Source organism: Dysgonomonas sp. PF1-14 (genome assembly GCF_029892965.1).
Classification (GTDB): domain Bacteria; phylum Bacteroidota; class Bacteroidia; order Bacteroidales; family Dysgonomonadaceae; genus Dysgonomonas.
The window spans coordinates 12,441-34,605 of record NZ_JARXWN010000015.1; the positions used below are offsets into that span (position 1 = coordinate 12,441).

Sequence of the window (22,165 nt, forward strand, 5' to 3'; positions counted from 1 at the left end):
CCTTATGCAGTCGTATGGATACGAATACAATAATTATTAAGACTACTCGAAGTCAAAAGATTAGTTATAAGAATGTAATGGGAGGTGCACGTAAACCATGAATACGGTTTGATTTTACAGAATTATAATTTAAGGTATATTTTTCGTAATCTATTTTAGAAAAAGATGCTGTTGTAACAAGATTCAATGAATCTGCTGTGATAAAAAATAAAGGGAATAAATCTTTATAATTATTATTGGAAAATGATTTAATATTTACTTCATCATTGATTTGTGTAATAGTAAACTCAAATTCAGTGATACAAGATTGGTCATGATTACTATTATCAGATGATTCATTGTGATGTGTATGCTTATCGTTTATTGTTCTATCTTCTTCACAAACTTCGATAATAAGACATGCTATTCCTGCATGGTGATGATGGGGAGCAATCGCAAGAATCAACAATATTATTGTTGAGAAAGCAAAAAATGATATGAGAAATTTTCTTTTCAAATCTTGTATAATAACTGGTGAAATGTATATTTATTATAAATATAATAAGAAATCAGCTTGTTTTAAAGATTAGATAAAGAGAGATGTCCCCTTATCTAATCTCAATTTACATTTGGAAAATTAGTGGTGATTACTGTTCCCATGAGAGTGTCCATTCTTATCATGTGTGCCATGATCCGATCCGTTGTGATGCGTACCGTCATGGTTTTGTCCCGAATGATCTGAATAAGCACATGCCTGATGAGTTCCATCGTTGTAGATATCACAGTTTTCGTGGTTGCCAGCTACACATTGTTCTGCAACATTAGCTTTGTACGCTGCAACATCATCAAAACCTAAAGCTGCTGCTCTGACCTCAATATCCTGCTGTGAAGTTGTACCAAAATCATCATGATCATCGTTGCTACAAGCAATAAATGTTACTGCAAATAAAACCAATGCTAAGGAATAAAATAACTTTTTCATTTTCTTTTTTATTTTGAATTAATTAAACTGTTCGTTCCCGAAACGCTTTCATATATGTACCGCACAAAGTAGATCTTACCCTACCTCAAATCAAAAAATTAATTCAAAAAAAACTGTTGGAGTGAATGGGGTGGCCTTTGTAAAGATGTTTGTAGCATTAGCTTGCCCCGAGACCTGATAATTATATTTTACGTTTTTAGTACCAAAAACATTCAATAGTGATACACCTGCTTGTAGTTTCACTTTCTTTATTTGTGTCCTGTATGTAGCTCCGATATCAAAACGGCTGTATGTTTCATCGGAAGAATCTGTATGTTCGTGACTGGCTTCATGTTCACCTTCTTCGTTTCCTTGCCCATGTCCGTGTCCTCCTGTAGAGATGTAAGCAAATCCGGTTCCATATACGTAACTCAAAGAAAAATAGAAAGGGTCAAATGCTCCGATACCTCCGACCTTAATTTCATGCGAAAGTTCGTTTTGTGGTCTTTTGATATTATTGATAGAATATGAACTGTAGATAGTATGGTTATTCAGTTGTTTTTTGGCAAACAGGTCCGCCCCTAAGATAGTATTATCTATATTATAGACAGTGTTATCAAGGAAATACTGTCCGTTCTTTGTCTTTTTATGATATCCTTCGAGGCTGATTAAAAAGCCATCTTTACTATATGCAATACCAACAGTAGTATGCATTGCCTTTGTAAAAGTACTGTCTGCCATACTCCATACAGTCTGAATACCTGATTCATCATACTTGTAAGCAGTACGTGTAAGAAATTGGTTGTATAAGCCCCATGAGGCGGTTGCTGTTACCTGCTCCGATATTTTATATCTTCCAGAAATACGAGGCTGTACATATGCCTTTTTATTGATTGGCATATCTACTCTAATACCTGTATTTAGAGACAATTTGCCCAATAATAGATTATCTGTTATGTAAAATGTAGGCTTATCCAGTTCTCCACATAAATCATTCAGGCTTACCTTGTATTGTTGCCATTCTCCGCCAATCTGTATTTTATTACGCTTCCCAACAAAAAAATCGTGATTCAGTTTTATGGAAAATTCTTGAACGACATTATCCAGATGATTAACATCCATAGGTGTCGGCTTACGGTTACCGACAATTGCCAGATTATCGAGCAAAGAAGTAAGTCGCGAAAAGGTTGCAAGTAGTTTAGTACTTGAGCCATTACTCCAGACACGCTTGTAAGATGTTGCCCCACCGTACTGCCTATTCTTTTCTGCAGCATTGATGTCATATTCATCTGGTTGTTTCACTGAGAATTTAAAGCGATCATCTGCTCCGTATATACTGATATAATAAGAATCTTCGCTAAAAGCTTTTCCAGATAATTTGAAATTGGCATCCCTGAAATTATACTTTGGTTTAATGTATATATCTGAAAATATTTGCGAATTATTACCGTTATCACTACCATTTTTAGGTAACTCGACATTTCCACTATTATACAGATTATAAAAGGTCTGGCGATATGCGGCTGAAACATTGAGGTTCTTTGATAACGGAGCCGAAGCAAAAAGATTTGCGGTGTAATTACTTATGGTTGCTTTTACAGAAGGTGAATTAAAATCACCGTCTATACCCGTTATTTCAGAGATTGCTCCGATCCGTCCACCCTGATTGGCACTATATCCACCTTTCATGATGCGAATATCTTTTACCATATATGGATTGACTGAACCGATATGGTCGTTGTAGTTCTTTATACCGAATAAGGTATATCCGTCGTAAGTTATTTTACTGTCACCTGCATTGCTTCCCCACACAATCAGGTCTTCCGATGGTTCACCAGATACCCTTACACCCGGCATCATACGCATCAGGTTGAAAACAGAATTATCAATACTTCCGGGAATATATTTTGCTACCTGATGGTTGATACGAATTTCACCGGGACTACCTCCCGATTGGATAAGTATTGTTGAGGGTGATGAACTGACAACGATTTCATCCATTGTATATATAACGGGAGATAAATTGATTGTATTAAATCCGCTGGATAAAGTTGTATCTTGCTTCTCATAACCCAGATATTGAGCCAGTACAGGTAGTTTTCCTTTTCTTTCAGTTTTAAAGGTAAAATATCCTGTTTCATCTGTAGGAACCACTCCTTCAGAAGTAGTAATATAAGCATAGGGAAGATTTTCTCCGCTTTCAGCATCTTTTATCGTTCCCGAATAGGTATAATACTTCTTTGGCTGGATATTAACAGGCTGCTCTTTCTTTTCTGTAGAACGACTGATAACATACACTCCGTTTATATTTTCAAAGCGAAATGGCTTTTCTTTGAAAAGGAATTTAAGTGCTATTTCAGGACTATCAAATTTTTGGTTTACGGTAACCTTGTATTTTGCAAGGGCATTATCATCAAAAGAGATTTCAACAGGCAGGCTTCTCAATACTTCATTCAAAGGCTTGTCTTTAACCACTAAATGCAACTCTTGTGAAAAAGCTGCAATAGTATTCGTAAGAATTATAACAAGTATGAAAAGTAATTTATTCAATTATTTGATTTTAAATTCAATACCGAAGGGTTTGCCTACTATCTTAAGTACATCATTCGGATTTTGTGCTTTTGTAAAATTACCTGAGTAAAGATAGTCTAAATTTGAACTTGGCTGTACTTCAATGTCGTATTGTCTTTCGATTTCCTGAATAACTTCTTTGAGTGGTACACTGACAAAAACAAATTTTCCTTCTTTCCAGTCAATTGTTTCTTTTACATTTTCTATATCTTTTACAATTAGCTTATTATTCCATAAAGCTTGCATATTTGGAGTAAGAATTACGGATTCCGTTTTATCCGATACATTCACTTTTCCGGTAAGACAGGTAACAGTAAATTTATCTGCACGAGAAAATACATTGAAACTTGTTCCCAGCACACTTACCATATATTGATTCGAGTGAACATTAAACGTGCTTCCTTTCTCAACTTCAAAATAAGCTTCTCCTTTTAGCTTCACATTCCGTGAAACATACCACCATAGAGGTTTATAACTGATTTCACTTTCTGCATTCAGATCGACTTTGGAACCGTCAGGTAATACAACAGCTAAATGATTACCTCTTCCCGCAACCTCATTTTTAGTATAGATAAAAGCTATATTAGGCAGTAGTATGATAATGGCAGCCACTGAAGCAGCAGCGTAAAACCAAAGTGATTTTCGTTTCGGTTCTTTCCCTTGTGTAGTGGTTTCTTCTGTTAAATCTGCAAAGGTTTCATTCCAGATTTCATCTTTGCTCTTTTTCCACTGGGGTTCTATTTTTATTTTGTCAGTATTCATAGTGTATACTTTTTAGAGTAATTCTTTTTTCAGATAAGCTAAAGCTGTACTGATACGCTTCTCTACAGCTTTAATACTAATGTTTAAGTTTTCTGCAATCTCATGATACTTTAAGCCTTCATTACGATTCATCAGGAATGTTATCCGCTGATTCTCTGGCATATCAGCTAAGGCCTTTGAATAAGTAGTTTTCAGCTCTTCAAACTGCACTATTTCTTCGGGAGACGCATGATAATCCTGCCCTATAGTCATGCTCTGTTCAAAATTAAGCTGGGTTTGCCCCTTACGGTAATCCGATATAACCATATCATTCGCCATCTTATAAAGCAGGCTTTTAATATCACTTACCTTAAACTGCTCACGTTTCTCCCAAATCTTCATGAAAACCTCCTGTGTTATATCAGATGCGGTTTCTGTATCCCCGCACCTGTAATAGACAAAGCTTCTGATTGTATCGAAATATTTGTCGAACAGTTCTTTAAATTCTATTTTACTTATCACTTCAATGATATCTTTTTATTCCTATACCGTTTGAAAAAGGAATTACCCTACCAAGGTATTCGTTTTTTATGAGTTATGTTATCTATATCAGTTGTTTTTTAGTGGATACTTATTCCCTAAAATCTTTTTTAAAAGGACATAGCTAGAACCTACTTTAAGTTTGGAATTAATTCGTACGGGAATACGGTTTTGGTCGTTTGTTATATAAATTTTCATAGCTTCCTTTTTATCTTCGAATGCTTTATCGCTTATTACCAAAGTCAGAACAATACAGTCATAATTCTTACCATCATTTGCATCTATTTTCTCTGTGCCATTGTATTTGATTTTTATATCTACTTTTGTTTTACCGGATATGAGCAAACTATTCTTTGATTCTCCCGTCTTCATCTGCTTATAGTCTAGAGTACGTGCATAGTAAACTACGGTCATCATATCATAGATGCATTTTTCAGAAGTAATAATAGTATCATGACGAAGTTTATTACTACGGGTCAGTTTTGTATGTACATCGACGTTACCCGAAGAATAATTATAGGTGATGTATTCTTGTGTATAGTCGCTTCCTTCATGTGCATATTTTGTATAGGAAAGAGGTTCAAGAGTTTTGCTCATATAACAATACATCGTATCGGAAAGTGTAAAAACTTTTTTTGCCAAACCTGTGGAATTGGCAATCATAGTCATTTTATAAGCATCTTGTCCTTTATACCTATCATCTTTTGTTCTTAGAGTAGAAGTGCCTGCTTTTTTATGTAAAAGACCGTATTTAAAATATACATCATACGTCAGTTCTTCCCCTGATTGGAATGTATTATTTGTTATGCCACATTGTCCTTTAAGCTGTAAGCCTATTAAAAGGGCTAAAATTATTATAGAAATTTTTATTATGATTCTCATATCTGAATCTATTATTTATAATATACCGTATGAGAATCAAAATACCCTACTAATACAATATATCTTCTTGAAAATCTTTTCTAATGACCATTATTTTAAAGTATTTATTTTGGACTTAAAACTATGAATTTACAAGAAATTTTTTCTATCTTTGAGGTTAGAAGTTAGGCGTACAGCGGTCTGCCAAAACAAGACAAAAAGGCATCATTTTAATCGTTACGAATTCGTTACGGACTAGCCTTTTGAAAAACTTAAACGATTGATTATTATATCTATTACGAGATAAAAAAAGTGTTCCCGCTCGGATCACTGGAAAGCAAAGGTTGTCAGTTTTGGCAACCTTTTGTTGTTTTAGTACAGAATAGAACAGAAACGGATTTATTTTTCCTTCTTATTGAGCATTATCTCCAAATCTGATTCAGCTTTTCCTTCTAAGACTCTTATTACATCATTATGTAATTTTTCGAAGTCAATAACTTCTTTGTAAGTATACGCATAAAGGGTTCCTCTTTGTTCGCCCTGAGTCGTATTTACGTATTTTGTCAAGACATAGTCGAAGGAAGAATTGCTGGAATGAAACATTAACACATGTAACCGATATAATTGGTCTTTATCGCTTCCATCAGGATTGGTACTATATACATAGTAAACAACCTTTGTAAAACTTGAAGAAAATCTATCTTTTGGTAATTCTGCATACCATTCATAGCCCCAAATATTCTTGTCTTCCCATTTGAAATAGTCAAAATTAAAATGTTCATCAATTCCCTGAGGTAGCATCTTTTCTCTATATGATTTATATAATAAGTCTTTATATTCTTTTGCAACGCTATATTTTCCTAATCCGATATTTGAAACAATAATGTTCTTAATCATAAAGGGCTCTCTGTGTGCAAAATCTATATCAAAAAACTCTTTTCCATTTTGTATCAGTTCCAAAGATTCCATACCATATTGCAATGACTTTTCAAAATCCTGAGCCATTCTGCTTTCCTGTTCCAGAATAGTTGTAATCTGAACTTGATACCATATAACCTTAGCATACAGAGAATCTGATTTAGATAGTTGTTTTTCGAGTTCCTTAAATTTGAAATATGCTTTTTCTATTTCATAATTCTGTAGTAAACTATCTGCAGTATTATATTCTTTTGCAAAATGGTCTTGGGCATTGATAAATGCAGGTATCAAGAGTAATAGAAATAGTATTTTTTTCATAGTATCCTTTGAATATTAGATTTAAATATACTTCTTTAATTTATATAACTTAATCGAATCCTCTAGAATTTGGTTTGGGAATAGTTGTTGACACCGTGAAGCAAAAGCTTGTTAGTTTTGGCTAGCTCTTTTCTTCTATATTCCGAATAATTCCAATTATAAAATGCAATATCTGTCAATAAGAAGATAAATAATACTATAAGTAATATCTCTTTTTTATAAGACTTACTAGTCTGTACATATTTTTTTTGATTAAAGAATAAGAATACTAATAGACCGATAGGAATTAGTATTGTAATCCACCATGAATCTAAGTTATCCTGATAGCCTTTCAAGAAATCTATTATATTAATATTTATAGGATATAGGATGATGAACAACCCTGATAACCTATAAAGAAATGCGCCTTTTGGCTTATTTACAAATATCAAAATTGCAGATATTACTAGTAAAGTCCCCAAGATAAACCCTAATACCAAAGTTGTCATAGGTAGCATTACAAACCATAATGAGTTTGTGAAATGGTATCCATAGATCAGATATATAGACCGATAAATTAAGAGTCCGCCAATACCGAATGGTATTATGGCAATCAGAATCTCAATAATGAGGTCTTTTTTTGATTGGTCTTTCATATATTAGAGTTTTAATTAAATGTTAAATATACTCTTTTAACTGATATAATTTCCTCTAAAGCGTTATGAAATTCTAATTAAATTATCTATACGGTAAAAGCATTGAATTGTGGATTAAGAGATGATGTATAAATTGATAGTAGAATTTAGATATTATTTTTTGTCTATATTTGATAGTTATTTAAATAATTAAAATAAAGATAATTATGCCAACTGTAAAAGTAGAATTGAGAGAGGGTAGGAGTATAGAGACTTTGCTTAAGTTGAGAGATGCGGTAACGGACGCTGTTGTTGAATCATTACAATTACCGGATGACGATAGAAATATCAGGATAATTGAATATAAACCTGAATTCTTTCAAATGAAAGCCCCTTGTGAAATTCTGATAGAGATCTCATTGTTTAAAGGAAGAACAAAGGCTACAAAGAAGAAGTTATATAAAAATATTGTAGACGGACTTGATACTATAAATATAGAGAAGGAGAAAATTATGATTTTTCTAAACGAACAACCTGCGGAAAATTGGGGCGTACGCGGAGGTCTTCCTGCTGATGAAGTCGATTTAGGGTTTAAAGTAGATGTTTGATCGCAAGAGGTGGCTATCATTTATTGCTGGTTTACTACTTGGTTTACCTCACCACTGTAAACCTAGCTAAAACCATAACAAAAAAAGACACCTACATTTCTGTAAGTGTCTCTTCATCAGAGCGGAAGACGGGGCTCAAACCCGCGACCCTCAGCTTGGAAGGCTAATGCTCTATCAACTGAGCTACTTCCGCAAAGTATGGTGGGCAGTGAAGGATTCGAACCTCCGAAGTCGAAAGACAGCTGAGTTACAGTCAGCCCCAGTTGGCCACTTTGGTAACTGCCCTTGCATAATTGCGAATGCAAAAGTAACACTTTTTTTTATTCTGCCAAATTTCTACGATAAAAATCGATCATTTTTATCGCTGTAATAGCGCATTCGTCACCTTTGTTACCATGTCGTCCTCCGGCACGTTCTTCTGCCTGCATCATGGTATCGGTAGTCAATAAGCCGAAGATGAAAGGAATATCGTAGCGGATATTCATATCGGCGATTCCTTGTGTCACTCCACTGCACACATAGTCGAAGTGAGGTGTATCGCCTCTTACTACACAGCCGAGTGCTATGACGGCGTCGACCTCCTTATTCTCTACCATATGTTTTGTGCCGAAGATAAGCTCAAAGCTTCCCGGTACATAGTCGATGAGGATATTTTCATCCTTCACTCCGTTTTTGATGAGGGTGTTGTAAGCTCCTTCGAGTAGCGCTTTGGTAATATTCTCGTTCCACTCTGATACTATGATACCTATTTTCATGTCTGCTCCATTAGGAACAGTTGCAGGGTTGTAAGACGATAAGTTATGATAAGCTGTTGCCATGTTATTTAGTTATGGATTATAAGTTATAATGTATTATTATGAATTGATACTGTCGAGCAGATTATTCGCCAATCGGCTTGCTCCTATGCGGAAAAACTTGTTGGTCATATATTCTTCACCTAAGGCCTCTTTTACTACTGTGTAGTATCTAACAGCATCTTCGGTGGTAGAAATGCCGCCAGAGGCTTTAAAACCTGCTTTTCGGCCCGTTTGCGCTTCGTATTCCTTTATAGCTGTACACATGACGTATGCAGCCTCCAGTGAAGCACCCTCGTAGACCTTACCTGTGGATGTCTTCAGGAAGTCGGCTCCCGAGTATAGCGATAGGATAGAGGCTTTCATGATGTTCGATGCAGATTTTAGCGCTCCTGTTTCCAGTATCACTTTCAGGTGCGAGTCTCTACAGGCGTGCTTTATTTCATCTATCTCTTCGCATAGTTCTTCGTAGTTTTCCTCTAGGAAGTGTCCCAGATTGAGAACGATGTCTATTTCATCTGCTCCGTTTGCTACAGCGAGAGCTGTTTCGGCGATCTTTATTTCTGTGAATGTCTGTGATGAAGGAAAACCTCCTGATACTGCGGCAATCTTAACATCAGCTGTCAGCGCTTCTTTTACTGTTTCCACGAAGTTGGGGTAAACGCATATGGCTGCTACATTTTCGAGGTCGGATGAGCCTTCAAAATCATTGACTCTCTCAGTGAATTTCCATATATCTTCGCGTGTATCTGTTGTATTCAGTGAGGTGAGGTCAATGCATGAGTATAGCTTTTTATATACTTCTTTTGTATTGTTTTCATTAAACTTCTTGGCTACTATCTCGTTTACCTTCTTTGTAATATCGGCATCATTTAACGCAGTATTATATTTCTTCAGCGTGTCGGTGTATTTATTCGTTTCTTCCATGTTTATTTTAATTTATCGTTATTTATATGTCTGTCTTTATCTCTGTTGGTTTTCTTCTCCAGATTCTTACGAAAGGCTTCTGTGAGGTCTATTCCTGTCTGATTGGCAAGGCATAGAAGCACCCATAGTACATCGGCCATTTCATCTCCCAGATTCTTTTCCAGATCGGATTTTTTAAACGACTGATCTCCGTATGTACGCGCCATAATCCGAGCAAGCTCGCCGACCTCTTCAGTAAGAATAGTCATATTGGTAAGTTCGCTGAAATAACGCACCCCGATTGTCTTTATCCAGTTATCAACCTCTTTTTGAGCTTCTTCTATAGTCATGGTCATTCTTTTGTTTTAGAATCTATCCAGATGGTTACAGGGCCGTCATTTATCAATTCTACCTGCATGTCTGCCCCAAACTCCCCTGTCTGTACCTCTTTGCCTGTCAGATTACTCAGAACAGCACAAAACCTCTCATACAGCGGAACCGATATATCAGGTTTAGCTGCTTTGATGTACGACGGACGGTTTCCTTTCTTGGTAGACGCATGTAGGGTAAACTGCGAAACTACGAGAATTTCCCCATCTACATCGACTAACGACTTATTCATAACCCCTTGTTCGTCATTGAAGATACGCAGATTGGTGACCTTGTTACAGAGCCATTCTATATCGTTGGCATTATCTTCGTTTTCTACTCCTACAAATATAAGCAAACCATTCGATATTGCTGATTTTATATTGCCATCAATCGTAACCGATGCCCGTTTTACGCGTTGTATAAGTACTCTCATATTAGTTCTAAACCTGTTTTTAACTAAAACCTTACAAAAATAGCAGTTTTAGCAGGACAACAAAGGTAATAACTTTTGCAGTTAACAATCAACAGTTATCGGTTAACAATATAATGAATCAACATATTCCATTTTAACTAAAACCTGACAAAACTCACAACTTTCATCATTTTTTTACAGTCCTCTATTCCTTGTTAACTGTTAACTGTTGACTGTTGACTGTTGACTGATCACTGTTAACTGAATATACACTTATAGATAAAGATTCCCATTATTCATAAAAGCCGTATATCCCTGCGAATATACGGCCTTCGATGTTAAATTATAGATTAAAAAGATCAGCTTTTGTCCAGTTCGTCCAGTTCTTTATGGAGCGACCTGAGCCGGAAAGCATAATATATACGGAATATTCCATAGAATATGAACGAGATGCTAACGAGGGCAATTATAAATGTTGTAGTAAATGCCGGAGATACGATGAATATGAATGCCATGAGGACACCCGATATAGCCAGAGCCATCAACCAGCCCCACCCTTTCACTCCGTTGCGTTGTAATTCTGCTGCTGTACCGATGCCCCATACCGACTGAAACATCACCCAGAAACCTACAAAATAGGCCATTACCAAAGCTATTACTTCCGGTGGCATAGCAATGAGTATAATACCGAATGCGAGGTCGAGAATACCGCTTGCCAGTGTCCATCCCCAATTCCGGAGAAGTTTGCGATTAGATATGGCAAATGCTATTTCAAAGAGTCCGCTCACAAAAAATGTGACTGCAAATACCAGTACCAGAGCAACCAGAGTGCTTAATGGCGTTGCCATACACCAAATACCTAAACCAACAGCGAGTAACCCGATAAGTAGTGATATCCACCAATACTTTACTGCTTGTTTTGTCGAATAAAACAGATCATTTTTCATAATAGTGTTACTTTAATAATAGTAAGTGTGCTTACTATATATTAAACAATCTATATAATCCATTTGTTTAGCACAGGTATCTTTTTTATAAGCAGCACTACCAATAGTGAAGCAGCGTATACAAGCAGGCTTAGCACAGGTACGGAGAGCAGGGCAGGAAACGTTCCTGTGTGAATGTTGAGAATGTTGAGAATGATATTAAAAAAGTCGTGTACCAGATATATCCCGAATCCGCAGTTCGCAAGATTTGTTATATGTTTATTATTCTCGTAACTAAGCAATTTCGGGCTGTTGTTTACAAGGTTTTTCACCAATACAAATACAAAGAAGGCCGATAGCATGGTATTCGGGCCTGTCCGGTCAAAAAACTGTGTCATTGGGTGTCCACCTTCCATTGCTGTGGCAGTAGATAGTATATATGTAACTACAAGCGAGGCTATTCCCAGTGTATATACAATGTTTCTTTCAAATTTGGTAAGATCGTATTTGGCAAAGAAGTATCCGGCTATAAAATAGCCTGTATATGTAAACAATTCGGGTATAGCAAAGCTGATATGAATACCCAATCTTGCATTGATGGTAGGTATCACCGATCCGAATATGAAGTACAGAATGAGGAAGTATATGTAATGCTTTTTCTCGGCATGAGCCGTAAAGAGGCGGAGTAGGGGAGTGAGCATGTACATGGCGATCAACGGATATATAAACCAAAGGTGATGCCAGGGTGTACCTAAGAATATTTCACTGTATATCCGATGAAAATCATTGATATCCAATTCTTTAATATCAAGAAATGCAGCAGTAAGCGGAGATAGTGTGCGATATGCTACGCTCCATACTATCAGTGCGCAAAGCATACGGGGGATAGTCCTTGTATATAATTTTTTGACAGTGATATTATAATTCGGATCGAGGAAAATCATCCCGCTGAGCATGAAAAATACAGGTACGCACCAGCGCAATCCGGCAACAAAAATATTTATCACATGCCATTCGGAAGGCGAATCGAATGCACTGAACCATCTGTTGGTAGTTACATGAAAGACTACTACAGCAAATATTGTTACTATCCTCAGAACATCGGCGTACAGTATTCTGCTTTTTTCTTTCTTCTCAAGCATGTTTCATTTTCAATTATAGTGATAAGTAGGGGCGAAAAATCTTTCGCCGTTTTATTTTGCGGGTGAAAGATTTTTCGCCCTACATTCAAGTATATTAATGAACACTTTTGTTTTTAAAAATTATACTAAAGGCAAAGTTAAAAAAATATTTATGCGTTCTTATCTTCAAAATACTTTCTTATCAGTGCGGTCTTGTGTTTGCCTATTATTTTATGAAGCTCCTTATCTTCAGCTGCTTTTATTCTTTTTACGCTTCTAAACTCTTTGAATAACAGTCTTTTAGCTTCATCGCCAATGCCTTTTATGTTGTCAAGTTCCGACTTTATCTGATGTTTGCTTCTCTGATTTCGGTGAAAAGTGATACCAAATCGGTGTGCTTCATCTCTCAGGTGTTGCAACACTTTTAACGACTCCGAATTTTTGTCGAGGTACAACGGAATTGAGTCTTCCGGATAATAAATTTCTTCCAGTCTTTTAGCGATACCTACTATCGCAACTTTTCCGTAAATGCCGAGTGCCTTCAAGGATTCGCAAGCTGCACTAAGTTGTCCTTTACCACCATCTATTACAATGAGTTGGGGTAGGGGAGTTTCTTCTTCTAGCAATCTGTGATAACGGCGATATACGACTTCGCGCATAGTGGAGAAATCGTCAGGGCCTACTACAGTTTTTACATTGAAATGCCTGTAATCTCTTTTCGATGGTTTCCCCATTTTGAAAACTACACATGCCGAAACAGGATTTGTTCCCTGTATATTGGAGTTATCGAAACATTCGATGTGTGTAGGTAAGTCTTTGAGATTCAAATCTCTCTGTATCTCTTTCAGAATCCTTACGCTGCGTTGTTCAGGGTTAAGGCTTTCTGCTTTTTTCAGCTTGTCGAATTTATACTGCCTTACATTTTGTGTCGAAAGAAGCAACAGTTTTTTCTTGTCGCCACGTTGAGGAATCACATATTCTACATCGTCGAGTGTAATGTCGGGAAGAAATGGAACTACAATTTCTTTTGCTTTTGACCCAAACCGCTCTCTTACTTCCAGAATTCCCAGTCCGAGCAGTTCTTCTTTGGCTTCATCCAATCGCTTTCTGTATTCGAATGTATATGCCTGAATAATAGCACCATTGTGTACATTCAGATAATTTATATATGCTGCACTCTCATCTTCGTCGTAGCTATAGACATCTATATTGTATTTTATACTGCTGACAACAGTCGATTTGTTTTTGAAGTTTTCTACAAGCAGATATTTTTCTTTCAGTTTATTTGCTTCTTCAAATTCATGCTTTTCTGCTTCTTCCTGCATTCGGGCATAAATTTCATCGCTTACTACATTGGTGTTTCCCTTTAGTATTTCTTTTATCGATTCTATATTTTTATTGTAGTTGTCATAGGTTTGTAATCCGATGCATGGGCCAAGACATCTTTTTATATGGTATTCGAGACAAACTTTATATTTTCCTTCTGCTATTTTCTCAGGAGTCAGATTCAGAGCGCATGTACGTATGGGGTACAATTTGTGTATAAATTCCAGAAGTGTTTTCACGCTCGGCACATTTGAATAAGGACCAAAGTAGAGGGAACCATCTTTCATTATTTTTCGTGTGAGCTCTACTCTTGGATAGAATTCATTTCTGATAACGATGGACGGATAGGTCTTGTCATCTTTGAGCATCACATTGTATCGCGGCTGAAATTCTTTGATAAGACTATTCTCCAATAAGAGTGTGTCAGACTCGGTCTCTACAATGATATATTTTATATCACGTATTTTGCTTACCAGGATTCTTGTTTTTGGACTATCCTCGTGCTTTTTTGAAAAATACGAAGAGACTCTTTTCTTTAAATTTTTAGCTTTACCTACATATATGATTACACCTTTCTCGTCGAAGTACTGATAGCATCCGGGCTTCTCGGGAATATTCTGTATTATGTTTCTTAGATATTCACTCATTATATTGTTGTCCTTTGTTTGTAAAGCTAAAACTTTTTATTTTTTAAATGTCAAACTTTATCAGTGCTTTAAGGTCTACATCTTCTGGGAATAGGCGCCTGCCATTTAACTCTTGTAGCTCTATTATAAAATTTACATATATATTGCGTACTCCCATTTTTTTTACTAGATTGTAAGCAGCGAGCATTGTGCCTCCGGTTGCAAGCAAATCGTCGTGTATTAATACAATGTCATCGGGCGATAGCGCGTCTTTGTGAATCTGGATTTTATCTATTCCGTATTCTTTTTCGTATTCTTCTTCGAATACTTCTGCCGGGAGTTTGCCGGGTTTTCTGATAGGGACGAATCCCGCTCCTAGCTGGAGCGCCATGATTGGTCCCATTATAAAGCCTCGCGATTCTATGCCTACTACTTTTGTGATGCCTTTATTTTTGTATTCTTCAAGCAGGACTTTCGATAGCATAGATAAGGATTCTTTTGTGTCAAACAATGTCGTGACATCCTTAAATTGTATTCCTGGTATGGGGAAGTCTGGAATGTTGCGAACGTTGTTTTTTAGGATAACTAGTTTCTCGTCGCGTGTTAGTTCTTTCATTTTATGTTTTTTTCATTTATGTGTTCCACGTGGAACAATTGTGATTTTTATAGTTTTAATTCTATGTTCCACGTGGAACAAACTTGTTTTATCTACCTAAAAGTACTAATAATATTGATATGTCGTTTGGTGAAACGCCCGGAATTCTGCTTGCCTGAGCGATTGTTTCCGGATCTACTTTTGCTAGTTTTTGTCTTGCTTCTGTTGAGAGTGATGCTATGTTTTCGTAGCTGAACTTCCCTTTTATTCGAATATTTTCGAGTCTTGTTATTTTGTCTGCTATCAGTTGTTCTCTCTTTATATATCCATCATACTTGATGATGATTTCTGTTGCTTCCATTATTTCTTCTTTTCTGTTTGGGAGTTTGTCGAGCTCGGCTTCAAATGCAGGGACGTATTTTGCTATTTTCTCGATGGAAACTTGTGGGCGTGTGATTACATCTTTTAATCTCATGCCTTGTTTTAATGGACTTGTGCCCAATTCTTCAAGTCCTGCATTTATATATTCCGGCTTCAGGGAATAGCTAGCGGTGAAATCGATGATTCTGTCAATTTCGTCTTTTTTCTGATTGAGTAGATCAATTCGCTCTTGTTTAGCTAATCCGATTGCGTGTCCCTTTCCAGTTAGCCTCATGTCGGCGTCATCTTGGCGAAGAAGGATTCTGTGCTCGGCTCTCGATGTAAACATGCGGTATGGTTCATCCACGCCCTTAGTTACTAGATCGTCGATAAGTACACCGATGTATGCTTCGTCTCTTTTTAGTATAAACTCGTTTCCACCGTGTGTGGCAATGTGTGCATTTATTCCGGCAATCAGTCCTTGTCCTCCGGCTTCCTCATATCCGGTAGTTCCGTTTATTTGTCCTGCGAAAAACAGATTCTTTATTAACTTCGTTTCCAACGTATGATTTAGTTGAGTGGGATCGAAGAAGTCGTACTCGATGGCATAGCCCGGACGATATATGTGTATATTGCGGAATGCCGGAACTTTTTGCAATGCCTCTATTTGTATATGGAGTGGGAGGGAGGATGAAAATCCATTCAGGTAATATTCTTGTGTGTTCTCCCCTTCCGGTTCAAGGAATAATTGGTGTGATGTCTTTTCTGCAAATGTTACAATCTTTGTTTCCACACTCGGGCAATATCTCGGGCCTATGCTTTTAATTTGTCCGTTGTATAGGGGAGAATCGTCCAATCCGCTGCGGAGGACGTCATGTACTTCTTCATTGGTATAGGTGATCCAGCAGCTTAATTGTTTCAGTGTATGTGGTGCGAAATCAAGATATGAAAACTTATGGAAATCTGTGTCTCCCTTTTGCTCTTCCATTATGCTGAAGTCAATGCTTCTTCCGTCTACTCTTGCGGGAGTTCCTGTTTTCATTCGGTCAGTTGTAAATCCTGCTTCTTTAAGTTGTTCTGTCAATCCGAATGATGCAGGCTCTGAAACGCGTCCTCCTCCGAGTTGGGTTTTACCGATGTGCATTAGTCCGTTCAGGAAAGTGCCGTTTGTCAATATCACCGATTTTGCCGAGAAATTTACACCCATTGCAGTCCTTACACCTGTCACTATTTTGTTCTCTATCACAAGTGAGGTTACAGTGTCTTGCCAGACAAACAGGTTGTCGGTGCTGTCAATTATTTCGCGCCATTTCAGTATAAATTGTGCCCTGTCGCTTTGGGCTCTTGGGCTCCACATGGCAGGCCCTTTCGATTTGTTAAGCATGCGGAACTGGATAGAAGTCTTGTCTGTGACAATCCCCATCTGTCCGCCAAGTGCATCTATCTCGCGTACGATTTGCCCCTTTGCTATTCCGCCAACTGCCGGATTGCAACTCATCTGGGCTATCTTGTTCATGTCCATTGTTATCAGCAGGGTTTTCGACCCCATGTTGGCTGCCGCTGCTGCTGCTTCACAACCGGCATGACCTGCTCCGACAACGATTACGTCATATTTGAAATTCATCTTATTTTTTAGTTGGATAAAAATTTATTTCCGGATACAAAGTTAATATTTTATTGTTGTTCTTTTTTATAATATATATCCGGCGAATAATTATAACAAGCGGAAATAGTGAATTGTTATTTCTTTTTAAGCATTATTGGCATTTTCTATTGCCTGTTTAACTCTGACTGCATCGGTTTGCATGATGGAATATTCCTCTTTTATATCATCAAATTCGGGAGCAATATATTTCATTGCTCCTCTGTATAAGCTGTAAAATGTTCCATGAAATTCTTTCAGCCCTGTATTTCTGACTAAGCCTGCAATGTTATTTTCTGTAATTCCTGCACCCGGCATAATAATGATTCTGTCACCAGCTTGTTCTATTAATTTTTTTAATACGTCTGCTCCTTCTGGTGCAGTCTTTTTTCCTCCCGATGTGAGTATGCGGTCGAACCCTATATTGATAATGTCTTCGAGCGATTCGTGAAGATTAGCACTGCGATCGAAAGCACGATGAAAAGTAGCAGACATGTCATATTTCTTAGCAATATCCAATAACTCTTTATTCCTATTTTTGTCGATGGAACCGTCTATATTCAATATTCCAAAGACAACGCCATCGCATTTTGCTTGCCCGCAATGGTGTATGTCTTGTTTCATCATCTTGAACTCAAAATCGCTATATAAAAAGTCGCCACCTCGTGGTCTTATCATTGTATTTAGCTGTATATCAATTAGTTGTTTTGATTCTTCTATTTGCGATAGGGCAGGGGTAGTCCCTCCTTCGCTCATATTATCGCATAATTCAACCCTTATGGCTCCGCCTTTTTGAGCTTCGATTGCCGATTGTACAGAATTTGCACATACTTCCAGTGTTATCATAAGGCTTATTTATCTAATTCGTCTTCGATCTTTTTCAATAGATCTTTAAAGGCCTCTTTCTTGTAACCGACAGACATGTAGACTATTATACCATTTCTGTCGACAAGATATGTGCGTGGAATCTGTTTTACAGCAAACTTTGAAGTGAATCCGCGTTTTGGATCCGGATATAGTGGGAAGCTAAATTTCTTTTTCTCATTATATTTAGTTAGTTCTTCGTCGGTATGTTCACGACCAACAGTTAGCATAACGAAATCAGGATTATCCTTATACTTCGGCCACAGTTCTTTCTTAACCTCAGCCAGTTCGAGCTGACAAGGTCCGCACCATGTGGCAAATATGTTGATTAACAGCACTTTATTTTTGAATTCCCCAGATTTTATGACTCCGTATTTTTCTGATGAAAGAGAAAAATCGGGCATTTTATCGCCAACTTTTACAATGTCGTCCGATGCTTCCTGTGCTGACAAGAGCAAAGTACAACTAATAATAGCAAGAAGAGTAAAAATTCGTTTCATTATTCGGTAATTTATTAGTTATAAGGTTGTTAATGTGTTTTATAATGCTTTTTATTTAACGTAAATATCAAAAATACAATTTTTTCAATAAATCTTCCCTTTTTAGCCTTTTCAACGATTTGGCAATTTGCGGACGATAGTTTTTGTCATACCAAAAAAAGTATTGACGCTGAGCCAGTTTCTGTTCTTTTGTGCGTGCTGTATATACTTTCTCCAATGTATAGGGGTGATAACCTGTATAATATATTTCGGTTGCCACAGTCATTGGTGATGGCGTAAAATCCTGTATCTGTTCGAGTTTGAATCCCAATGGTTTTGTCTCTACTGCCAGTTCAGCCATGTCCAATTCGGTACAACCCGGATGCGATGAGATGAAATAGGGGATAAGCTGTTGTTTCAATCCGTTTTCAGTATTGATCTTATCAAATATTTTCCGGAATGTATGAAACTGCTGGAAGCTCGGCTTGCGCATATAGCTCAATACTTTGTCAGAGGTGTGCTCTGGTGCTACTTTCAATCGCCCTGATACATGGTTCAGTATCAGTTCCTTCGTGTATTCATCGGATATTTTATTCAAACGGTTATCCTCATTTCTGTGCAGGAGCATATCATAGCGAACACCGCTACCGACAAACGACTTTTTGATCTTAGGCAGTGAATCTACAGCCTTGTATATATCTAAAAGATGGGAATGGTCGACATTCAGATTCTTACATATTTTAGGGTGGATACAAGACGGGCGCCTGCATTTGGCGCAAATGCCTTCATCTTTTCCTTTCATTTTGTACATATTAGCGGAAGGACCTCCCAAGTCGCTCAAATACCCCTTGAAATCGGGCATTTCTGTGATCTGCTTCACCTCTTTCAATATCGAATTTTTCGATCGCGAAGCGATAAACTTCCCCTGATGTGCAGAAATAGTACAGAAAGCACAGCCCCCGAAGCACCCCCTGTGCATATTTACCGAAAATTTTATCATTTCGAATGCCGGTATTGTCTTCCCCTTATATTTAGGGTGGGGCAGGCGGGTGTACGGTAGATCGAACGATGCATCTATCTCCGTTTCGCTCATTGGAGGGTAGGGCGGATTGATAACAACAGCCTTTTCATCGTATAGTTGTATGATACGCGATGCGTTCATCATGTTCGACTGCTCTTCTACTATTTTAAAGTTTTTTGCCTGTTTTAGCTTATCTGAGGCACATTCTTCGTGTGAATGAAGGTAGATGTCCTTTTCGTCCTCATTTACCTTTATTTCGCCCCTATTCACTAAGTATGCTGTTTGGGGAATATCTGTCAATTTATCGAAGGAATCACCTTCTTTCAGGTGGGAAATGATTGCTTTCAACGGACTTTCTCCCATACCGTAAACAAGCAGGTCTGCCCGGGAATCTATAAGAATGGACTTATGCAGCTTATCGTCCCAGTAGTCGTAATGTGTAACCCTGCGCAAAGAAGCCTCGATGCCTCCCAGTAATACAGGTACATCGGGAAAAAGATTTTTCAGAATGTTGGTATATACTACCGATGTTCTGTCGGGGCGCATGTCTGCGCGTCCATCAGGAGTGTAAGCATCATCAGAGCGCAGGCGTTTGTTAGCGGTATAATGATTTATCATCGAATCCATCGCTCCCGCTGTTACACCAAAAAATAAGCGTGGTTTTCCTAGTTTTTTGAAATCGCGCAGGTCGTCACGCCAGTTGGGTTGCGGTACAATAGCGACTTTCAGTCCTTCAGCTTCGAGTAAGCGTCCTATAACAGCTGCACCGAATGCAGGATGATCTATATACGCATCTCCCGAGAACAGGATAACGTCAAGTTCATCCCATCCTCTTATTTCCATTTCTTTTTTTGTGGTCGGCAACCAGTCTGTCAGTCGGTATTCTTTCATAATCAGGCGCAAAGTTATCGCTTTTTCCAGATTAAATATCTAAATATGAGTATTCTTAACTTTTTTGCTTATAGATAAACATTTCATTTTATCTTTGTTGTTCACCATTGACGAGAACCAACAGTGTACACAGAACATAGTCCCCATCCTGCATTGATGTCTTATGTTGAGACTTATTGGTCGACTAACGGATTTGTAGAATACGAGAAGAAAAGCCGCATTCTGCCCGATGGCTGTGTGGATATCCTTTTCTTCCTGTACGATACGAAGCAGGGAGGACTAAAACCCTGTTGTCCGCACATTATAGGTACAATGACTACCTTTTCGGAGATAGCCTACCTGGGTGTTGTCAAAGTCGTAGGTATTCGCTTCAGACCGGGAGGCATAACTGCTTTTACCCGTGTTCCCGTAAATGAGTTTACGGATATGCGTATAGAACTCAATTCGGTAGAATCAGTATTCGACAATTCTTTTTGTGCAGATATATCGGGAGATATGAGTATCAACGACCTGATATCTTATGTCGATAATTATTTGCTTGAGAGACTTCCACGTTTGTTTGTACCCGATGAACGTATCTGGTACGCCATTTCGTTGTTCCGGCACGAAAAAGGAAATATTCCCGTATCCGTTGTTGCGTCCAAAGCTTGTCTGAGCGGACGCCAGTTTGAACGGCGTTTTTTATCTGAAATAGGTATTTCACCCAAAGCATTCAGCCGTATCACTAAATTCCAGTCTACATACAACTTTCTGAAATTGAAGCCGAAGCAAAGCCTCTTTGAAACAGCTGTCGATTGTGGATATTATGATCATGCTCATCTGATAAAAGAATTTAAGCGGCTCTCCGGAGATTCACCTTCCAGATTCTGATTATGTCGCTTTTTTACACAAGATAAGCTTGTCGCATTACTTACTTTTGATGTGTCTAACAATTTAAATATATCAAAGATGATCTTAAAAGATGCTACACCCAACCTCATGGTGAAGAATGTAAAACAAACGGTCGGGTTCTATACTTCTATTCTGGGATTCGACCTTGTAGGTTCAGTTCCTCTGCCTGAAAGTGAAGAGCTTGTGTTTGCTATGGTACGTTCCGGTAATGTGATGTTTATGTTTCAGCAAGAAGCCAGTATAAAAGAAGAGTATCCGCAACTGGTGAAATTTCCACAGGGTGGAGGACTTACATTTTACATACATGTATCCGACATCCAGGCACTCTATGATAAGCTGAAAGGAAAAACGACTATTGCCAAAGAGATGCACGATACATTTTATGGTTCCACCGATTTTGCAATCGAAGACTGCAACGGTTATATACTCACTTTCTCTCAGGATAACAAGCAATGATATGAAGAATTATGATAACTTTTTCCTCCCTTCCGGCAATCTGGAAGAGAGCTGCGACTTCTATGAAAAGATATTGGGGTTGAATCTCAAATTCGACTTCTCCGATATGGGGATGGTTGCTTATAAGGTAGGGCAGGAGGAACCTGCTATAATCCTGAAAGATGTTTCCCGTTTCCCCGATTTTAAGCCGACTATCTGGTTCGAGGTAGATAATGTATCTGATACTTATAGAGACCTGAAAGCAAAGGGTGTAGTGTTTTTTTCCGAGCCTTTCAGAATAAAAACCGGATGGGCTGTAGAATTCTCTGACCCTTCGGGAAACCGATTAGGTATCACCGATTACAATAAAGAATAATATTTGCCGTTTTTTGA

24 protein-coding genes and 2 tRNA genes are annotated in these 22,165 nt (G+C 37.7%); 4 read left to right on the forward strand and 22 right to left on the reverse strand.

All coding sequences use genetic code 11. The features are described from left to right. Positions 1 to 64: 64 nt before the first annotated feature. The 8 genes from M2448_RS15870 to M2448_RS15905 all read right to left on the reverse strand — a co-directional run bounded on the left by M2448_RS15870 (position 65) and on the right by M2448_RS15905 (position 7,524). Positions 65 to 496 carry a DUF6769 family protein gene (locus M2448_RS15870; protein WP_163320212.1) on the reverse strand — a complete coding sequence of 144 codons (432 nt, stop codon included), beginning with the start codon at positions 494 to 496 and terminating at the stop codon, positions 65 to 67. A 120-nt stretch (positions 497 to 616) separates the two neighbouring features. Further along, complete coding sequence (locus M2448_RS15875) at positions 617 to 934, reverse strand: hypothetical protein (RefSeq protein WP_280647274.1); 318 nt, start codon at positions 932 to 934, stop codon at positions 617 to 619. A gap of 117 nt (positions 935 to 1,051) precedes the next feature. Continuing rightward, positions 1,052 to 3,490 carry a carboxypeptidase-like regulatory domain-containing protein gene (locus tag M2448_RS15880; RefSeq protein WP_163320210.1) on the reverse strand — a complete coding sequence of 813 codons (2,439 nt, stop codon included), beginning with the start codon at positions 3,488 to 3,490 and terminating at the stop codon, positions 1,052 to 1,054. Then, on the reverse strand, positions 3,491 to 4,273 hold the full coding sequence (locus M2448_RS15885) for a FecR family protein (RefSeq protein ID WP_163320209.1): 783 nt from the start codon (positions 4,271 to 4,273) through the stop codon (positions 3,491 to 3,493). It abuts the gene before it with no gap. A gap of 12 nt (positions 4,274 to 4,285) precedes the next feature. Continuing rightward, the gene (locus M2448_RS15890; protein WP_163320208.1) at positions 4,286 to 4,774 is read right to left on the reverse strand and encodes a sigma-70 family RNA polymerase sigma factor; all 489 of its coding nucleotides are present in this window, start codon (positions 4,772 to 4,774) and stop codon (positions 4,286 to 4,288) included. A gap of 87 nt (positions 4,775 to 4,861) precedes the next feature. Then, entirely contained in the window at positions 4,862 to 5,674 is an 813-nt protein-coding gene (locus M2448_RS15895; protein WP_185153874.1) for a DUF3108 domain-containing protein, read from the reverse strand. Between the two features lie 378 nt (positions 5,675 to 6,052). Further along, positions 6,053 to 6,889 carry a hypothetical protein gene (locus M2448_RS15900; protein WP_280647273.1) on the reverse strand — a complete coding sequence of 279 codons (837 nt, stop codon included), beginning with the start codon at positions 6,887 to 6,889 and terminating at the stop codon, positions 6,053 to 6,055. Positions 6,890 to 6,951: 62 nt separating this feature from the next. Beyond that, on the reverse strand, positions 6,952 to 7,524 hold the full coding sequence (locus tag M2448_RS15905) for a hypothetical protein (RefSeq protein WP_280647272.1): 573 nt from the start codon (positions 7,522 to 7,524) through the stop codon (positions 6,952 to 6,954). 206 nt (positions 7,525 to 7,730) lie between these two features. Between M2448_RS15905 and M2448_RS15910 the strand changes: the two genes are divergently transcribed. Next, positions 7,731 to 8,111: a tautomerase family protein gene (locus tag M2448_RS15910; RefSeq protein WP_280647271.1), complete on the forward strand. Its 381-nt coding sequence runs from the start codon at positions 7,731 to 7,733 to the stop codon at positions 8,109 to 8,111. Positions 8,112 to 8,231: 120 nt separating this feature from the next. Here M2448_RS15910 and M2448_RS15915 read toward each other — a convergent pair. The 14 genes from M2448_RS15915 to M2448_RS15980 all read right to left on the reverse strand — a co-directional run bounded on the left by M2448_RS15915 (position 8,232) and on the right by M2448_RS15980 (position 20,446). Next, a tRNA-Gly gene (locus M2448_RS15915) sits at positions 8,232 to 8,304 on the reverse strand. A 6-nt stretch (positions 8,305 to 8,310) separates the two neighbouring features. Next, positions 8,311 to 8,396, reverse strand: a tRNA-Tyr gene (locus M2448_RS15920). Between the two features lie 35 nt (positions 8,397 to 8,431). Next, complete coding sequence (ribH, locus tag M2448_RS15925) at positions 8,432 to 8,929, reverse strand: 6,7-dimethyl-8-ribityllumazine synthase (RefSeq protein ID WP_280647270.1); 498 nt, start codon at positions 8,927 to 8,929, stop codon at positions 8,432 to 8,434. A 36-nt stretch (positions 8,930 to 8,965) separates the two neighbouring features. Beyond that, positions 8,966 to 9,832: a deoxyribose-phosphate aldolase gene (deoC, locus tag M2448_RS15930; protein WP_280647269.1), complete on the reverse strand. Its 867-nt coding sequence runs from the start codon at positions 9,830 to 9,832 to the stop codon at positions 8,966 to 8,968. 2 nt (positions 9,833 to 9,834) lie between these two features. Further along, positions 9,835 to 10,161, reverse strand: a complete 327-nt coding sequence (locus tag M2448_RS15935; protein WP_280647268.1) for a nucleotide pyrophosphohydrolase — start codon at positions 10,159 to 10,161, stop codon at positions 9,835 to 9,837. Positions 10,162 to 10,163: 2 nt separating this feature from the next. Continuing rightward, complete coding sequence (dtd, locus tag M2448_RS15940; protein WP_280647267.1) at positions 10,164 to 10,616, reverse strand: D-aminoacyl-tRNA deacylase; 453 nt, start codon at positions 10,614 to 10,616, stop codon at positions 10,164 to 10,166. A gap of 338 nt (positions 10,617 to 10,954) precedes the next feature. After that, positions 10,955 to 11,542 carry a DUF308 domain-containing protein gene (locus tag M2448_RS15945; RefSeq protein ID WP_280647266.1) on the reverse strand — a complete coding sequence of 196 codons (588 nt, stop codon included), beginning with the start codon at positions 11,540 to 11,542 and terminating at the stop codon, positions 10,955 to 10,957. Positions 11,543 to 11,592: 50 nt separating this feature from the next. Further along, entirely contained in the window at positions 11,593 to 12,663 is a 1,071-nt protein-coding gene (locus M2448_RS15950) for an acyltransferase family protein (protein ID WP_280647265.1), read from the reverse strand. 149 nt (positions 12,664 to 12,812) lie between these two features. Next, positions 12,813 to 14,615: an excinuclease ABC subunit UvrC gene (gene uvrC / locus M2448_RS15955; protein WP_280647264.1), complete on the reverse strand. Its 1,803-nt coding sequence runs from the start codon at positions 14,613 to 14,615 to the stop codon at positions 12,813 to 12,815. A gap of 43 nt (positions 14,616 to 14,658) precedes the next feature. Beyond that, the gene (locus M2448_RS15960) at positions 14,659 to 15,210 is read right to left on the reverse strand and encodes an adenine phosphoribosyltransferase (protein WP_280647263.1); all 552 of its coding nucleotides are present in this window, start codon (positions 15,208 to 15,210) and stop codon (positions 14,659 to 14,661) included. An 88-nt stretch (positions 15,211 to 15,298) separates the two neighbouring features. Then, positions 15,299 to 17,173 (reverse strand): tRNA uridine-5-carboxymethylaminomethyl(34) synthesis enzyme MnmG, encoded by a 1,875-nt coding sequence (gene mnmG / locus M2448_RS15965; RefSeq protein ID WP_280647262.1) that lies wholly within the window; start codon positions 17,171 to 17,173, stop codon positions 15,299 to 15,301. A 126-nt stretch (positions 17,174 to 17,299) separates the two neighbouring features. Then, positions 17,300 to 18,037, reverse strand: coding sequence for a copper homeostasis protein CutC (locus M2448_RS15970; protein WP_280647261.1), 738 nt, complete (start codon positions 18,035 to 18,037; stop codon positions 17,300 to 17,302). A gap of 5 nt (positions 18,038 to 18,042) precedes the next feature. After that, positions 18,043 to 18,555, reverse strand: coding sequence for a TlpA disulfide reductase family protein (locus M2448_RS15975; RefSeq protein ID WP_280647260.1), 513 nt, complete (start codon positions 18,553 to 18,555; stop codon positions 18,043 to 18,045). 67 nt (positions 18,556 to 18,622) lie between these two features. After that, the gene (locus M2448_RS15980; RefSeq protein WP_280647259.1) at positions 18,623 to 20,446 is read right to left on the reverse strand and encodes a YgiQ family radical SAM protein; all 1,824 of its coding nucleotides are present in this window, start codon (positions 20,444 to 20,446) and stop codon (positions 18,623 to 18,625) included. 123 nt (positions 20,447 to 20,569) lie between these two features. Here M2448_RS15980 and M2448_RS15985 point away from each other — a divergent pair, with 123 nt between their 5' ends. The 3 genes from M2448_RS15985 to M2448_RS15995 all read left to right on the forward strand — a co-directional run bounded on the left by M2448_RS15985 (position 20,570) and on the right by M2448_RS15995 (position 22,148). Then, positions 20,570 to 21,316, forward strand: coding sequence for a helix-turn-helix domain-containing protein (locus tag M2448_RS15985; protein WP_280647258.1), 747 nt, complete (start codon positions 20,570 to 20,572; stop codon positions 21,314 to 21,316). Between the two features lie 78 nt (positions 21,317 to 21,394). After that, entirely contained in the window at positions 21,395 to 21,793 is a 399-nt protein-coding gene (locus M2448_RS15990) for a VOC family protein (RefSeq protein ID WP_280647257.1), read from the forward strand. 1 nt (position 21,794) lies between these two features. Continuing rightward, positions 21,795 to 22,148 carry a VOC family protein gene (locus M2448_RS15995; RefSeq protein ID WP_280647256.1) on the forward strand — a complete coding sequence of 118 codons (354 nt, stop codon included), beginning with the start codon at positions 21,795 to 21,797 and terminating at the stop codon, positions 22,146 to 22,148. Positions 22,149 to 22,165 lie beyond the last annotated feature (17 nt).

What these genes read in the sequence shown, in the direction of transcription:
- M2448_RS15900 (WP_280647273.1), bottom strand. Translation starts at nt 6,889, where the DNA reads ATGAAAAAAATACTATTTCTATTACTCTTGATACCTGCATTTATCAAT.
- M2448_RS15885 (WP_163320209.1), bottom strand. Translation starts at nt 4,273, where the DNA reads ATGAATACTGACAAAATAAAAATAGAACCCCAGTGGAAAAAGAGCAAA.
- M2448_RS15935 (WP_280647268.1), bottom strand. Translation starts at nt 10,161, where the DNA reads ATGACTATAGAAGAAGCTCAAAAAGAGGTTGATAACTGGATAAAGACA.
- M2448_RS15980 (WP_280647259.1), bottom strand. Translation starts at nt 20,446, where the DNA reads ATGAAAGAATACCGACTGACAGACTGGTTGCCGACCACAAAAAAAGAA.
- M2448_RS15895 (WP_185153874.1), bottom strand. Translation starts at nt 5,674, where the DNA reads ATGAGAATCATAATAAAAATTTCTATAATAATTTTAGCCCTTTTAATA.
- M2448_RS15950 (WP_280647265.1), bottom strand. Translation starts at nt 12,663, where the DNA reads ATGCTTGAGAAGAAAGAAAAAAGCAGAATACTGTACGCCGATGTTCTG.
- mnmG (WP_280647262.1), bottom strand. Translation starts at nt 17,173, where the DNA reads ATGAATTTCAAATATGACGTAATCGTTGTCGGAGCAGGTCATGCCGGT.
- M2448_RS15910 (WP_280647271.1), top strand. Translation starts at nt 7,731, where the DNA reads ATGCCAACTGTAAAAGTAGAATTGAGAGAGGGTAGGAGTATAGAGACT.
- M2448_RS15995 (WP_280647256.1), top strand. Translation starts at nt 21,795, where the DNA reads ATGAAGAATTATGATAACTTTTTCCTCCCTTCCGGCAATCTGGAAGAG.
- M2448_RS15990 (WP_280647257.1), top strand. Translation starts at nt 21,395, where the DNA reads ATGATCTTAAAAGATGCTACACCCAACCTCATGGTGAAGAATGTAAAA.
- uvrC (WP_280647264.1), bottom strand. Translation starts at nt 14,615, where the DNA reads ATGAGTGAATATCTAAGAAACATAATACAGAATATTCCCGAGAAGCCC.
- deoC (WP_280647269.1), bottom strand. Translation starts at nt 9,832, where the DNA reads ATGGAAGAAACGAATAAATACACCGACACGCTGAAGAAATATAATACT.
- M2448_RS15970 (WP_280647261.1), bottom strand. Translation starts at nt 18,037, where the DNA reads ATGATAACACTGGAAGTATGTGCAAATTCTGTACAATCGGCAATCGAA.
- M2448_RS15945 (WP_280647266.1), bottom strand. Translation starts at nt 11,542, where the DNA reads ATGAAAAATGATCTGTTTTATTCGACAAAACAAGCAGTAAAGTATTGG.
- M2448_RS15975 (WP_280647260.1), bottom strand. Translation starts at nt 18,555, where the DNA reads ATGAAACGAATTTTTACTCTTCTTGCTATTATTAGTTGTACTTTGCTC.
- M2448_RS15960 (WP_280647263.1), bottom strand. Translation starts at nt 15,210, where the DNA reads ATGAAAGAACTAACACGCGACGAGAAACTAGTTATCCTAAAAAACAAC.
- M2448_RS15905 (WP_280647272.1), bottom strand. Translation starts at nt 7,524, where the DNA reads ATGAAAGACCAATCAAAAAAAGACCTCATTATTGAGATTCTGATTGCC.
- dtd (WP_280647267.1), bottom strand. Translation starts at nt 10,616, where the DNA reads ATGAGAGTACTTATACAACGCGTAAAACGGGCATCGGTTACGATTGAT.
- ribH (WP_280647270.1), bottom strand. Translation starts at nt 8,929, where the DNA reads ATGGCAACAGCTTATCATAACTTATCGTCTTACAACCCTGCAACTGTT.